Annotated in this window: 14 protein-coding genes; 9 read left to right on the top strand and 5 right to left on the bottom strand. The window is 74.8% G+C overall.

All coding sequences use genetic code 11. The annotated features are described in order from the left end of the window. The first annotated feature begins 295 nt into the window (after positions 1–295). From helR to HPC71_RS09320, 4 genes are all read left to right on the top strand, one after another. Positions 296–2,500: an RNA polymerase recycling motor ATPase HelR gene (gene helR, locus HPC71_RS09305; RefSeq protein ID WP_154614497.1), complete on the top strand. Its 2,205-nt coding sequence runs from the start codon at positions 296–298 to the stop codon at positions 2,498–2,500. Positions 2,501–2,583: 83 nt separating this feature from the next. Then, a complete protein-coding gene (locus HPC71_RS09310) occupies positions 2,584–3,480 on the top strand; it encodes a formate/nitrite transporter family protein (protein ID WP_154614495.1) in 897 nt (298 codons plus the stop codon). 184 nt (positions 3,481–3,664) lie between these two features. Continuing rightward, positions 3,665–5,725 (top strand): acyltransferase family protein, encoded by a 2,061-nt coding sequence (locus HPC71_RS09315; protein WP_154614494.1) that lies wholly within the window; start codon positions 3,665–3,667, stop codon positions 5,723–5,725. Positions 5,726–5,754: 29 nt separating this feature from the next. Beyond that, positions 5,755–6,096: a DUF2200 domain-containing protein gene (locus HPC71_RS09320; protein WP_154614493.1), complete on the top strand. Its 342-nt coding sequence runs from the start codon at positions 5,755–5,757 to the stop codon at positions 6,094–6,096. 24 nt (positions 6,097–6,120) lie between these two features. Here HPC71_RS09320 and HPC71_RS09325 read toward each other — a convergent pair whose 3' ends face one another. The 4 genes from HPC71_RS09325 to HPC71_RS09340 are packed head-to-tail and all read right to left on the bottom strand — an operon-like array spanning position 6,121 to position 8,933. Next, on the bottom strand, positions 6,121–6,291 hold the full coding sequence (locus HPC71_RS09325; RefSeq protein ID WP_171896601.1) for a DUF8730 family Cys-rich protein: 171 nt from the start codon (positions 6,289–6,291) through the stop codon (positions 6,121–6,123). Between the two features lie 57 nt (positions 6,292–6,348). Beyond that, complete coding sequence (locus HPC71_RS09330) at positions 6,349–7,179, bottom strand: sulfite exporter TauE/SafE family protein (RefSeq protein ID WP_154614492.1); 831 nt, start codon at positions 7,177–7,179, stop codon at positions 6,349–6,351. A gap of 1 nt (position 7,180) precedes the next feature. Further along, the gene (locus HPC71_RS09335; protein WP_154614490.1) at positions 7,181–8,623 is read right to left on the bottom strand and encodes an MBL fold metallo-hydrolase; all 1,443 of its coding nucleotides are present in this window, start codon (positions 8,621–8,623) and stop codon (positions 7,181–7,183) included. A gap of 7 nt (positions 8,624–8,630) precedes the next feature. After that, on the bottom strand, positions 8,631–8,933 hold the full coding sequence (locus HPC71_RS09340; RefSeq protein ID WP_154614489.1) for a rhodanese-like domain-containing protein: 303 nt from the start codon (positions 8,931–8,933) through the stop codon (positions 8,631–8,633). A gap of 163 nt (positions 8,934–9,096) precedes the next feature. Between HPC71_RS09340 and HPC71_RS09345 the strand changes: the two genes are divergently transcribed. The 5 genes from HPC71_RS09345 (at position 9,097) to HPC71_RS09365 (ending at position 12,374) form a co-directional block, all read left to right on the top strand. Further along, positions 9,097–9,363 (top strand): metal-sensitive transcriptional regulator, encoded by a 267-nt coding sequence (locus HPC71_RS09345; RefSeq protein ID WP_154614488.1) that lies wholly within the window; start codon positions 9,097–9,099, stop codon positions 9,361–9,363. Positions 9,364–9,638: 275 nt separating this feature from the next. After that, positions 9,639–10,010 (top strand): hypothetical protein, encoded by a 372-nt coding sequence (locus HPC71_RS09350; RefSeq protein ID WP_154614486.1) that lies wholly within the window; start codon positions 9,639–9,641, stop codon positions 10,008–10,010. Between the two features lie 100 nt (positions 10,011–10,110). Further along, positions 10,111–10,731, top strand: a complete 621-nt coding sequence (locus HPC71_RS09355; protein WP_154614484.1) for an RNA polymerase sigma factor — start codon at positions 10,111–10,113, stop codon at positions 10,729–10,731. Next, positions 10,728–11,720 (top strand): CU044_5270 family protein, encoded by a 993-nt coding sequence (locus tag HPC71_RS09360; protein WP_154614483.1) that lies wholly within the window; start codon positions 10,728–10,730, stop codon positions 11,718–11,720. The genes HPC71_RS09355 and HPC71_RS09360 overlap by 4 nt, the downstream gene beginning before the upstream one ends. A gap of 87 nt (positions 11,721–11,807) precedes the next feature. Next, positions 11,808–12,374: a dihydrofolate reductase family protein gene (locus HPC71_RS09365; RefSeq protein ID WP_171896602.1), complete on the top strand. Its 567-nt coding sequence runs from the start codon at positions 11,808–11,810 to the stop codon at positions 12,372–12,374. A gap of 57 nt (positions 12,375–12,431) precedes the next feature. Here HPC71_RS09365 and HPC71_RS09370 read toward each other — a convergent pair whose 3' ends face one another. Next, complete coding sequence (locus tag HPC71_RS09370; RefSeq protein ID WP_154614481.1) at positions 12,432–12,824, bottom strand: hypothetical protein; 393 nt, start codon at positions 12,822–12,824, stop codon at positions 12,432–12,434. Positions 12,825–12,828: the final 4 nt, after the last annotated feature.

Below are 12,828 nucleotides of genomic sequence, written 5' to 3' on the forward strand. Positions count from 1 at the left end.
GCGTGCGCCGCCGAGCGGCCGCGGGGGCTCGGCCCGGCGGAGCGCGCGTGCGCGGCTCGGGCCCCATGTTCGCCCGAGCCGCGCCGCCCGGCCTCGCCCTGCGGGGTCGTGTGCTTGACGTCGCGGTCCCGCGCGTCCTGAGGCACACGACCCGCGACGAGGGCGCCCGGGCGGGACGACGCACCGGCTCCGGGCACACGAAAGGCGAGGGGTGAACCCCTCGCCATGTCCAAGGTATAGCGCGTCGGGGGGCTTGCGGCAAGACCCCCGGGCGGACCCAGAATCGCCCGCCGTGATGAGGAGCAGAGGGGTCTTCGACCTCGACGACCGGCTGGCGGCGAAGGCCGACCCGGCGCTGGTGGCGGCCGACGATGAGCACTTCGCGGCGATCGCGCGGACGATCGAGCAGAGCCTGGCCGACCTGGCCGACCGGCTCGACGTCGTACGTCGGGAGGGTGGCCGGCACGGGCAGGCGGCGCTCGACCGGGACCAGGAGGTGCACCGGCTGACCGCCCGGATCAGGACGCTGCGCCGGTTCGGGCTCGACCTGTGCCTGGGGCGGATGGTGCCGGCGGAGGGCGAGCCGGTCTACGTGGGCCGCCTCGGCCTGACCGACCGGACGGGCCGCCGGCTGCTGGTGGACTGGCGCTCGCCGGCGGCCGAGCCGTTCTTCGGCGCGACCCACGCGGACCCGCGGGGGCTCCTCAGCCGGCGGCGGTACCGGTGGACGCTCGGCCGGATCAGCGACTACTGGGACGAGGTGTTCACCGCCGACGGGCTCGCGGGGCACGCCGCCCTGGACGACCAGTCGGCGTTCCTCGCCAGCCTCGGCGGCAGCCGGAGCGAGCGGATGCGCGACGTGCTGGCCACCATCCAGGCCGACCAGGACGCGATCATCCGCGCCGGCTCCCGCGGCGTGCTGGTCGTCGACGGCGGCCCCGGCACCGGCAAGACGGTCGTCGCGCTGCACCGCGCGGCGTACCTGCTCCACGCCGACCCGCGGCTCGGCCGCCGGCGCGGGGGAGTGCTCGTCGTCGGCCCGCACCAGCCCTACCTCTCCTACGTCGCCGACGTGCTCCCCAGCCTCGGGGAGGACGGCGTGGCGACCTGCACGCTGCGCGACCTGGTCCCCGAGGGCGCCACCGCCGTCCCGGAGCCCGACCCCGAGGTCGCCCGGCTCAAGGCCGACGCCGCCCTGGTGGCCGCGATCGAGCCGGCGGTCGCGCTCTACGAGGAGCCGCCGACCGAGGGCCTGGCCGTGCAGACCCCGTGGTCCGAGGTGTGGCTCAGCGCCGCGGAGTGGGCCGAGGCGTTCGGGTCGGCCGACCCCGGCACGCCGCACAACGAGGCCCGCGACCAGGTCTGGGAGGAGCTGCTGGCGATGCTGGTGGACAAGCACGACCTCGACGAGGACGACCCCGACCCGACGCCGGAGCAGGTACGCCGCGCCCTGGCGCGCGACCCCGAGCTGCGCGAGGCCTTCGACCGGGCCTGGCCGCTGATCGAGGCCGAGGACCTGGTCGGCGACCTCTGGACCGTGCCGGCCTACCTCCGGCACTGCGCGCCCTCGCTGACCCCCGCGGAGGTCCGTCTGCTCCGGCGCGAGGACCCGCGGGCCTGGACGGTCGCGGACCTGCCGCTCCTCGACGCCGCCCGCCACCGCCTCGGCGACCCTGCCGCCTCCCGGCGCCGACGCCGGCAGGAGGCCGCGACCGCCGCCCAGCGGGCCCGGATGGCCGACGTGGTCGACCACCTGGTGGCGATCGACGACTCCGACATGCGGGTGATGTCGATGCTCCGCGGCGCGGATCTCCAGGAGTCCCTGGCCGACCCCGACCCCGAGCCCGACCTCGACCCTGTCCCCGGTGGGTCGCAGGCGGACCGCCTGGCCGGGCCGTTCGCCCACGTCGTCGTCGACGAGGCCCAGGAGCTCGACGACGCCCAGTGGCAGATGCTCCTGCGCCGCTGCCCCGCGCGCAGCCTCACCGTCGTCGGCGACCGGGCCCAGGCCCGGCACGGGTTCGCCGAGCCGTGGCCCGAGCGGCTCGCCCGCGTCGGGCTCGAGCACGTGCAGGTCGCCTCGCTGAGGATCAACTACCGCACCCCGGCGGAGGTGATGGCGGCCGCGGAGCCGGTCATCCGCGCCGTGCTGCCGGACGCCAACGTCCCGATCTCGGTGCGCACCGGCGGCCGCCCGGTGCGGCACGCGCGGGTCGCCGACCTCCCGGCGGTCCTGGCGGGCTGGCTCGCCGCGCACGCCGAGGGGACCGCCTGCGTCGTCACCGCCGACGGCGAGCGGCCCGGCGTACCCGACGTGCTCGACAGCCCCCGCGTCCGCCACCTCACCCCGACCCTGGCCAAGGGCCTGGAGTTCGACCTCGTGGTGCTGGTCGAGCCGGACCGGTTCGGGGCGGGGGAGGGCGGGCTCGCCGCCGCCGTGGACCGGTACGTCGCCATGACCCGCGCGACCCGGGAGCTGGTGGTCCTGGGCGGGCCGTGAGGTCGCGGGCATCCCCTCCGCCCGGCCGGGTACTGCCCCCACCGAGGGACGCCACCGCCGACCCCCGTCCCCGGAGGTGCACGATGTCCGCTCGCGATCCGCAGGAGACCGCGACCGTCGCCGCGGCGGCCGGGGTGAAGAAGGTCCGCCGGTCCTGGGACCGGGTCCTGGTGAGCTCCTTCCTCGCCGGCGCCTACATCGCCTTCGGCGGGATGGTCGCGATCAGCGTGTCCTCCGGCCTGGACCCGGCCACGTGGGGCACGCTCCCGACGCTGTTCACCGGGGCCGCCTTCACCCTCGGCCTGATCCTCGTCGTCATCGCCGGCTCGGACCTGGCCACCGGCAACATGATGCTCGTGCCGCTGGGCGCGCTGGAGGGCCGGCTCTCGTTGGGCGACGTGGCCCGCAACCTGACCCTGGTCCTGGTCGGCAACCTGCTCGGCGCGCTGTTCGTCGCGTTCTTCCTGGCCGTGCAGAGCGGCGTGATCGGCAGCTCCTCGGCCGACCCGGGCAGCGCGGCGGCGATGACCTTCGACCGGTTGGCCGGCATCGCCCACGGCAAGGCGAGCGACCACTCGGTGTGGGAGACGTTCCTGCGGGCGGTCGGCTGCAACTGGCTGGTCTGCCTGGCGGTCTGGATGTCGATGGCGGCCAGTTCGGTGGGCAGCAAGATCCTGGCGATCTTCTTCCCGATCATGGCGTTCGTGGCGATGGGCTTCGACCACGTCGTCGCCAACATGTTCTTCCTGCCCGCCGCCATGTTCGCCGGGGTGCCCGACCTCGGCTGGGGCGACGTGCTGCTCAACTGGCTGATCGCCGGGGTCGGCAACCTGGTCGGCGCGGTCGTCTTCGTCTCGACGTCCTACTGGTACCTCTTCCTCCGCGACGACGACCCGGGCGAGCGCGACGCCCCGCAGGCCAGCTCGCAGGACGGCGCTCAGGACGGCGCGCAGGCGACGGCGGCACCGAAGCGCCCCTGACCGCTCACCGGGGGCGCCGGCCGACCTTGTTAACGTCAGGCCCGTCGCCCGTCCAGACCACCCCGCTCCGCCCCGAAAGGTCCGCGTGCCCTCTCCGCAGCGTCCGTCCCCGTCGGCACCGACCTCTCGGGGCCAGCGACCGCCGGACGCGAGCCGGCGCGGCTTCCGCGACGACATCCAGGGCGTGCGCGCCCTCGCGGTGCTCGCGATCATGCTGTACCACGCGGGGCTGAGCCCCTACCCGGGCGGCTTCGTCACCCTCGACGTCTTCTTCGTGGTCTCGGGCTTCCTCATCACCCACCTCCTGCTCAAGGAGGTCGACCGCGACGGCTCGGTCTCGCTGGTGAGGTTCTACGCCCGCCGCGCCCGCCGCATCCTGCCCGCCGCGACCGTCGTCACCGTCGCCACGCTGGTGGCCTCCGCGCTGTGGCTCGGCGTCGTCGAGGCCAAGGACGCCGCGACCGACGCGCTGTGGACGGCGTTCTTCGCGGCCAACATCCGCTTCGCCAGCGAGCAGACCGACTACTTCGCCCAGGACACCGCCGCCTCGCCGTTCCAGCACTACTGGTCGCTGGCGGTCGAGGAGCAGTTCTACCTCGTGCTGCCGCTGCTGGTCGTCCTCGCCGCGTGGTGGGCGACCCGCGGCCGCCGGGGCGGCTCGGTCCGCTCGCGGGCCGCGGTCGTGCTGGGCACGATGACGGTGGCCAGCTTCGCCTGGTCGGTGCACGCCTCGGAGGTGAGCCCGGAGACGGCGTACTTCTCCACCTTCACCCGCACCTGGGAGTTCGGCGTCGGCGCGCTGCTCGCGATCATCGCGCCGTGGCTGGTGCGCCCGCTCGGCGCGCGCGACCGCAGCCTGCTCGCCGCGACCGGCCTGGCCGCGGTGGTCGTCGCCTGCTTCACCGTCACCGAGGAGACCGCGTTCCCCGGGTACGTCGCGCTGCTGCCGGTCCTCGGCACGGGCGCGATCATGCTCGCCGGCGCCGAGTGGTCCGGCCGCCCGCCGCTCGTGCAGCGCATGCTCGGCATCCGCCCGCTTCGGTGGGTCGGCGACGCGTCGTACTCCCTCTACCTGTGGCACTGGCCGGTCTTCCTCATCGCCACCCAGTACCTCGGGCGCGACCTGAGCCTGCGCGGGACGGCCTTCGCGGTGCTGGTCACCTTCGCGCTGTCCTGGGCCTCCTACCGCTTCGTCGAGACGCCGTTCCGCACGCTGTCGTGGTCGACGCGGCGCACGCTCCAGCTCTACCCGGCCTCGCTGGGCGTCGTGGTGGCGGCCAGCCTCGTGGCCGGCTTCGTCGTCGAGCGCTCCCTGGTCCAGGACGACGCCCCGCCGATCACCGTCGCCTCCCAGGACGGCGGCCCGTCCGGCGAGCGGTTCTCCGAGGACCCCACGGTCGCGCTGGTGCAGGCCAGCGCGCGGGCGGCGCGCGAGGGCGACCCCGTGCCCTCCGAGCTCGAGCCGGGCCTGCTCGACCTCAAGGGCGACAAGGCCGACCTGGGGGAGTGCGAGTACGGCGCCGCGCCGTGGCGGCTGTGCGCCCGCGGCGACACCGACGCCGAGCGGACGCTGGTGCTGCTCGGCAACTCCCACGGCCGGCACTGGGTGCCTGCCTTCGAGCGGATCGCCGAGCACGCCGGCTGGCGGACCTACTACCTGGTGAAGTCCGCCTGCACCCCCGCCCGCGTCGAGTCGCTGCACCCGAAGCTGGACGAGCCGTTCGACGAGTGCACCTCCTTCAACCGCTGGGCGCAGAAGCGCGTCGAGAAGCTCCAGCCCGACCTGGTCGTCATCGCCGGCTCCGCGCCGCGCGGCATCGTCGTGGACGAGGAGGTCGTCAAGGACCGCGACCGGATCCTGCCCGCGATGGAGCGCGGCTTCGCCGACCTGGTCGCCGACGTCCAGCCCCACGCGGAGCGCGTCGCCGTCCTGGGCGACGCGCCCAAGCGCGAGCGCGAGCCGGCCGACTGCCTGGGCCGTCGCGGCGCCACGCTCGAGGACTGCCTCGACCGGCCGTCCGAGGCCGCGCGCCGGGTGACGCTCGCCGCCCGCGACGCCGCTCGTGGGGCCGGCGCGGACTTCGTCGACACGCAGCGGTGGTTCTGCGCCGGCGGGGTCTGCCCCGCGGTCGTCGGCGCGACGATCACCATGCGCGACCTCGGGCACGTCACGACCGCGTACTCCGAGCAGCTCGCCGAGCCGATCGGCCGGGCGCTCGGCATCTGGCGACCGACGGGCGCCTGAGCGGGTCGCCGGCGGCGTACCCTCGCCGGATGCACCGGATCTTCACGACGAGCGTGGCGTCGGTCTACCCGCTGTACGTCGCCAAGCTCGAGCGCAAGGGCCGGACCCGAGCCGAGCTCGACGAGGTGATCACCTGGCTGACCGGCTTCGACCGGGAACAGCTGGCCCACCACCTCGAGGCCGGGACGACGTTCGAGGACTTCTTCGCGGCCGCCCGGCTGAACCCGCTCGCCGCGCAGATCACGGGCTCGGTCTGCGGGGTGAAGGTGCAGGAGGTCGAGGACCCGCTCATGCGGCGGATCCGCTACCTCGACAAGCTCGTCGACGAGCTCGCCCGCGGCAAGGCGCTCGACCGGGTGCTGCGGACCTGACGGTCCCGGCGGTCTGCGCTGGGCTCAGCGGCCGAGCAGCCGGCTGAGCCAGCCGCCGCTGCTGCTGCGCTCGGCCTTGGGGTGGCCCGGGCACCACTGGCCGGCGGGGACGGAGGCCTTGACCTGGGCGACGTGCTGGCCGCAGCCGGCCCAGGTGGTCTTGCGGCAGGTACGGCAGGTGGTGGGTCGGCACATGGGGTTCTCCTTCGTGGGGCCCGGTGGGGGCCCGGTGTGGGGCTGGTGGTGCGTGGGTCAGGTGAGCGCGAGGACCGCGCGGGTCGCGGTGTAGAGCGCGACGAGCAGGACGAGGACGGTGAAGCCGGTCTGGAGCCGCCTGGTCCCGATCCGGCCGGCGAGGCGGGCCCCGAGGACGGCGGTGGCGGCCGAGGCGCCGGTCAGTGCGAGCACGGCGGTCCAGTCGGGGGCGGGCCCGGAGCCCGCGCGGACGGCCAGCGCGGTGGCGCTGGTGATGGTGATGACGACCAGCGAGGTGCCGGCCGCCTTGTCCATCGGCAGCGCGAGCGCGAGGAGCAGCGCGGGGACGACGAGGAAGCCGCCGCCGACCCCGAGGAACCCGGTCAGCGCTCCCACGACGGTGGCGGTCACCAGCACCTTGAGCGCCCGGGGGCACGCGCAGGCGAAGGTCGGTCGGAAGGTGATGATCGGGTCGTCGAGCTGCGGGGCCGGGGCGTCGGGCTCCGCCGGCCCCGTGCCGCGCCGGTGGCGGAGCTGCCGGGTGGCCATCAGGCCGCCGACGAGCAGCATCAGGGCGGCGAACGCGGCGAGCAGCACGTCCTCGTCGACGTGGGCGGCGGCCTTGGCGCCGGCGACCGCGCCGCCGGTGGCGACGAGGCCGAACACGACACCGCGCGCGACCAACGCGCGGCCGGCGCGGTGGGCGGTGACCGCCGCGACCAGCGAGGTGACCCCGACGACCACGAGCGAGCCGGTGGTCGCCTGGGCCGGGGACTGGTCCAACAGGTAGACCAGGACCGGCACCGCCAGGATCGAGCCGCCGCCACCGAGCGCCCCGAGGGACAGCCCGATCAGCGCACCGGCCAGGAGCGCGAGGACCAGCGTCATCTCAGCCGGCGTCCCGGGGTCCGTCCGGTGCGACGAGCCGGAGCCCGGCCGGCGCGGCGTGGTCGAGGGAGTCGTCGACCGCGACCGGCATCCGGCCACCGGCGGCGGCGATGAACGAGGCGGCGACCGCGGCGCGGTAGCCGCCCGCGCAGTGCACCCACACCTCGCCGGTCGGGACCTCCGCGACGCGGCGGGGGAGCTCGTGCAGGGGGATGTTCAGCGCGCCGTCCAGGGCGCCCGCGGCGTGCTCGTCGGCGCGCCGGACGTCGAGGACGACCACCTCGCGGTGGTGGCGCACCTGCGCGAGGTCGGCGAAGGTCGCGGTCGGGAAGCTCCCGAGCGTGCCGTCCTCGGTCCACTGCTCGGGGCCGCCGGTCGCCTGGGCGGCGGGCCGGTCGATCCCGATCCGGACCAGCTCGCGCTGGGCGGTGGCGACGTCCCCGGGGGTCTCGCCGAGCAGCGTGAGGGGCGTGCCCCACTCGATGAGCCAGCCCAGGTACGTCGAGAACGGGCCGTCGAGGCCGAAGTTGAGCGTGCCGGGGGCGTGCCCGGCGGCGAACGCGGTGCGGGTGCGCAGGTCCACGACCCACTCGCCGGCCTCGATGCGTCGGCGCAGCTCGGCGGCGTCGGCCTCGCGGACCGGGGACAGGTCGGGCGCGGCGGGGCCGGCGGCGTTGGCCGGGCCCATGTGGGCGTAGTAGGCCGGCCAGGCGACCAGGCCCGCGAGCAGCTCGCGGACGTAGGTCTCCTCGTCCTGGGTGAGGACGGGGTTCGACCGCTTCTCCCGGCCGATGGTGGAGCTGGTGGCGTCGGACTGGGTGGCCGAGCAGAACGAGCCGAAGCCGTGGGTCGGGAAGACCGCGGCGTCGTCGGGGAGCTCGCTGGCCAGCCGGTGCGCCGAGGCGTGCTGGTGGCGCACCAGGGCGTCGGTGTGCTGGTCGCCGAGCAGGTCGGGGCGGCCGGTGGCGCCGTACAGCAGGGAGCCGCCGGTGAAGACGGCGTACGGCTGCTCGGCTCCGTCCACGACGGTGGACAGCGCGTAGGAGAGATGGGTGAAGGTGTGGCCGGGGGTGGCGATCGCCCGCACCCGCATCCGCGGGCCGACCTCGACCACGTCGTTGTCGCCGATCGGGGTGCGGTCGAAGGAGACCTCGTCCGCGCCGTTGACCAGGTACGCCGCACCGGTCGCCTCGGCCAGGGCCAGGCCGCCGGTGACGTAGTCGTTGTGGAGGTGGGTCTCGAGGACGTGGGTCAGGCGCACACCGTCGTCCTCCAGGACCTGCAGGACGCGGTCGATGTCGCGCTGCGGGTCGACCACGAAGGCGACCTCGCCGTCGTGGACGAGGTAGCTGCGGTCGCCCAGCGACGGGGTCTCGATGGTGCGGACCGTCAGGGGAGCAGTGCCCGCGGCGGCGGTCTGGTGCTGGTCCATGGGGTGGGTCATCTCCTCCTCACTTCTCGGTCGGCCGGCCGGACCGGACCCAGGCGGCGGTGCCGCCGGCGACGTTGACGGCGTCGAAGCCGGCCGCGACCAGGACGTCGGTCATGGCGCTGCTGCGGTTGCCCGAGGCGCACACGACGTGGACCGGACGGCTGGGGTCGAGCTCGTCCAGACGCGCCGTCAGCCGGGTCATCGGGATGTTGATCGCGCCGGGGAGGTGGCCCTCGCGGTACTCGTCGGGCTCGCGGACGTCGATGACGACGGCGCCCTCCTCGAGGGCCGCTGCTGCCTGGTCGATGTCGATCTCGCGCATGATGGGGGTGTCCTTCCGACGTTCCGGTTCTAACCCCCTGGGGGGTTATCGGATCGAACCTAACAGAACCCCCTGGGGGGTTGTACAGTTAGCGACTCGGACGGGGCACGACCTCCCGTCGACGCCTCACCGCGGCTCACGCCGCCCTGGAAGGAGCACGCCGATGGACCTCGAGCCCACCGACATCAAGCCGATCATCACGCGGATGAAGCGCGCCAACGGGCACCTGGCCAGCGTCATCAAGATGATGGAGGAGGGCTCGGACTGCGAGTCGGTCCTCACCCAGCTCGCCGCGGTCAACAAGGCGCTGTCCCGGGCCGGGTACGCCATCGTCGCCACCGGCCTGCAGCAGTGCCTGACCGACACCGACGACGGCCTCGACGGCGTCGACGTCAAGAAGATGGAGAAGCTCTTCCTCGCCCTCGCCTGAGTCCGCGGTCGCCCGTGGCAGGGCCGGCCGCCCTGCGTGTCCTGGCCGGCCGTGCGGGGGGAGTCCTTCTGCTGACACGATCGGCCGCGTGACCGACTCCGTGCTCGTCGTCGTCTCCGGCCTGGCGGCGAGCGGGAAGACGACGGTCGGGTGTCTGCTCAGCGCCGGCCTCTCCCTGCCGCTGATCGACAAGGACGACATCCGAGGCGCTCTTCGACACCCTGGGCTGCGCGGACCGGGAGCAGCGGCACCGGCTGAGCCGCGCCAGCGACGAGGTGCTCCTGCGCCTCGCCGAGACGTCCGGCCGGGCCGTGCTGGTGAACTGGTGGGACCACGAGACCGCCCCCGCCCGGCTGGCCTCGGCCGCCGACCGGGTGGTCGAGGTGTTCTGCGACTGTCCGGTCGAGGAGGCCGCGGCCCGGTTCGCGGCCCGGCGACGACACCCGGGCCACCTCGACCGGCTCCGGACGCCCGAGGAGCACGCAGCGGGCATCCGGCGGCTCCGAGAGTCCTACCGCGGGCCGCTGCGGATCGACGGCGCGCCGCTCGTCACCGTCGACACGAGCGGGCCGGTCGACGCCGACGCGCTGCTCGACGCCGTCCGCGCCCACCTCGCCGCCCGGGACGTCATGCGGAGGGAGCCGTAAATGGCTCCGTCCGTATGACGTCCCGCCGCCAGGCGGATTCGGCGATCCTCGTCAGCAAGGTCACCGGGAACCCCCGGGCGGCCGCGGACAGGTACAGGTCATGAGCGATGAACCCGAGGCGTCGGATCCCGGCGCACGGCTGGTGCGCGGCGCCCTCCGGGCGGGGGACCAGGACGCGTTCGCGGAGCTGTTCCGCGGCCACGCCGACGCCGTCTTCACCCTGGCCCACCGGCTGACCGGCAGCTGGGCTGCAGCGGAGGACGTCACCTCCGAGACCTTCCTCGCCGCGTGGCGAGGGCGGGCGCGGATCGCCGACGACGACCGGCCGCTGCGGCCCTGGCTGCTGGGCATCGCCGCCCACCAGGCGATGAACGTACGACGCGGTGCGCGGCGTCGGCTCGGGTTCCTCGCCCGCCGCCCGGGCCCGGGCGTGGTCGAGGACTTCGCCGACGAGGCCGTCAGCCGGCTCGACGACGCCGCCACCCTCGCCCGGGCCGCCGAGGCCGTGCGGCTGCTGCCCGCCCACGAGGCGACGGTGCTGGGCCTCTGCGTCTGGTCGGGGCTCAGCTACGCCGAGGCGGCCGACGCCCTCGGCGTACCGGTCGGCACCGTGCGCTCCCGGCTCTCCCGCGCCCGAGCCCGGCTGCGCGAGCTGAGCGAGCCACCCGGCGCCACCTCCGACCCCGACCACCTGCGAGCCATTCGAGGAGCCCGGCGATGAACCACCACGACACCGACCTGCGCGAGCTCCGCGACCAGCTCCCGCCGCCGCGGCCGATCACGCTCTCCGAGGCGCACCGACGCTCGCTCGAGCACCGGACACGGACCGCGATCCTCCGCTCGGACCGCCGCCGCGCCGCGGTCGGCACGGTCGCCCCGCTGGCCCTCGTCGCCGCGTGCGCGGCCACGGTCGTGGCGCTGCTGGCCACCGCCCTGCCCGGAGGTACGTCGCCGTCGACCGAGCCCGACCCGCGCCCGGTCGCGGCGGCTCCGGCCGCGGCCTCCCGGCTGCTGAGCATCGCCGAGACGGCCAGCCGGCGCGCCGCGCCGGTGGTCGGGCAGGACCAGTTCATCTACGTGCGCAGCGCCGTCCTCGCCAACGAGGGCCGCTTCGGCGAGGCACCGGTGCTGGGGGAGGTGCACGAGCGCGAGGTGTGGTTCGGCCAGGACCCCGGCGTTCGCGGGGGCGACGCGAACCTCATCCGCGAGCTCGGCCAGGACTGGCCGATCGTCACCTACGGCCCCGACCCCGCGGGCGCCCGCCGGCCGACGTACGCCTGGCTCGCCGCGCTGCCCACCGACCCCGACCGGCTGCTCGACGAGCTCGAACCGCTGGCGGTGCCGGTCGACGGGCAGGAGCCGGAGCAGGCCGTCTTCGACCTGATGACCGGCCTGGTCCGCGAGACGTTCCTGCCGCCGGACCTCGCGGGTGCGCTGATGCGCGCCGCCCGGCTGATCCCCGGAGTGGTCCTCGAGCCTGGCGCGCAGGACGCGATCGGCCGGCGCGGGGTCGGCATCAGCCGCACCGACGAGCGGTTCCGCACCCGGACGGTGTGGGTCCTCGACCCGGCCACCGGCCGGCTGCTCGGCACGCGCGACCACATGATCGGCCCCGACGGGAAGGCGGTGCTCTACGGCGCCACGGCCGTCCTCGAGCGCGCGGTCGTGGACCGGGCCGGCCAGCGGCCGTCCGGCGCTGGACGCGCCTGACGTGCTCGGCGGACCGGACCGATGAGGATCGGCCCCGGGCCGGGTCGGTCCCGCTGACCCGCCCCCGCACCCACCCAGGAGCCAGCCGTGCGCACCCTCGTCATCACCGCCTTCATGTCCCTCGACGGCGTCATGGAGGCGCCCGGCGGGGAGCCCGGCCACCGCAGCACCGGGTGGACCGTCCGGGACATCGAGCACGACCCGGCGGTCTACGAGCTCAAGGGCCGCGAGCAGGACGAGGCCGGCGCGATGCTGCTGGGCCGGCGCAGCTACGAGGCGTTCGCGCCGGTCTGGCCGACGATGACCGAGGACTTCGCGGGCTACAACGCGATGCCGCGGTACGTCGTCTCCACCACCCTCGCCGAGGACGACCCGCGCTGGCCGGCGAGGATCCTGCGCTCGCTGGACGACGTGGCCGCTCTCAAGGAGACCGAGGGCGGGCCGCTCATCGTCCACGGCAGCGCCACTCTCGGCCACGGTCTGGCCGAGGCCGGCCTCGTCGACCGCTACCACCTGCTGGTCTTCCCGGTGCTCCTCGGCGCCGGCAAGCGGCTCTTCAGCGAGGCCGACCGGGACAAGACGATGCTCGACGTGCGCGAGAGCGAGACCTACGGCAACGGGATCACCAAGATCGTCGCCGACGTTCGCCGCTGAAATGCCACCGCCGCCCGGCGCGGGGGCACCGGGCGGCGGAGCATGACAGGCAGGGGGTCAGCGCATCCGGATGGTGCTCGACTTGCCCTTGCCGCCGACCTTCTTGACGGTCACCTTGAACACGTCGGCGCCCTTGGTGTCGGCGCGGCGCTTGTCGACGTCGATGTCGCCGTCGGAGTCGGCGCGGTGGACCTTGTTGTGGAAGACCTTGCCGTCGTGGCGCAGCACGATCCGCCACTTGCTGCCCGGCTTGGCGTCGTCCACGTCGACGTCGACGTCGAAGCGGCCGTCCTCCTTCTCGACGTGGAAGTCGACGTCCGCGCCCGCGACGCGGAAGCTGCGCTCCTTCTCCGGGCCGTCGGCGTGCGCGGGCGCGGCGACGAGGGAGAGCGGGGCGGCGAGCAGGGAAGTCGCGCCGAGGACGGCGGCGGCGGTGCGGACGTTCGTCATGGGA

This window comes from Nocardioides marmotae, assembly GCF_013177455.1.
Lineage (GTDB): Bacteria > Actinomycetota > Actinomycetes > Propionibacteriales > Nocardioidaceae > Nocardioides > Nocardioides marmotae.

What these genes read in the sequence shown, in the direction of transcription:
- HPC71_RS09370 (WP_154614481.1), bottom strand. Translation starts at nt 12,824, where the DNA reads ATGACGAACGTCCGCACCGCCGCCGCCGTCCTCGGCGCGACTTCCCTG.
- HPC71_RS09355 (WP_154614484.1), top strand. Translation starts at nt 10,111, where the DNA reads ATGAGCGATGAACCCGAGGCGTCGGATCCCGGCGCACGGCTGGTGCGC.
- HPC71_RS09360 (WP_154614483.1), top strand. Translation starts at nt 10,728, where the DNA reads ATGAACCACCACGACACCGACCTGCGCGAGCTCCGCGACCAGCTCCCG.
- HPC71_RS09325 (WP_171896601.1), bottom strand. Translation starts at nt 6,291, where the DNA reads ATGTGCCGACCCACCACCTGCCGTACCTGCCGCAAGACCACCTGGGCC.
- HPC71_RS09345 (WP_154614488.1), top strand. Translation starts at nt 9,097, where the DNA reads ATGGACCTCGAGCCCACCGACATCAAGCCGATCATCACGCGGATGAAG.
- HPC71_RS09330 (WP_154614492.1), bottom strand. Translation starts at nt 7,179, where the DNA reads ATGACGCTGGTCCTCGCGCTCCTGGCCGGTGCGCTGATCGGGCTGTCC.
- HPC71_RS09335 (WP_154614490.1), bottom strand. Translation starts at nt 8,623, where the DNA reads ATGACCCACCCCATGGACCAGCACCAGACCGCCGCCGCGGGCACTGCT.
- HPC71_RS09320 (WP_154614493.1), top strand. Translation starts at nt 5,755, where the DNA reads ATGCACCGGATCTTCACGACGAGCGTGGCGTCGGTCTACCCGCTGTAC.
- HPC71_RS09310 (WP_154614495.1), top strand. Translation starts at nt 2,584, where the DNA reads ATGTCCGCTCGCGATCCGCAGGAGACCGCGACCGTCGCCGCGGCGGCC.
- HPC71_RS09340 (WP_154614489.1), bottom strand. Translation starts at nt 8,933, where the DNA reads ATGCGCGAGATCGACATCGACCAGGCAGCAGCGGCCCTCGAGGAGGGC.
- helR (WP_154614497.1), top strand. Translation starts at nt 296, where the DNA reads ATGAGGAGCAGAGGGGTCTTCGACCTCGACGACCGGCTGGCGGCGAAG.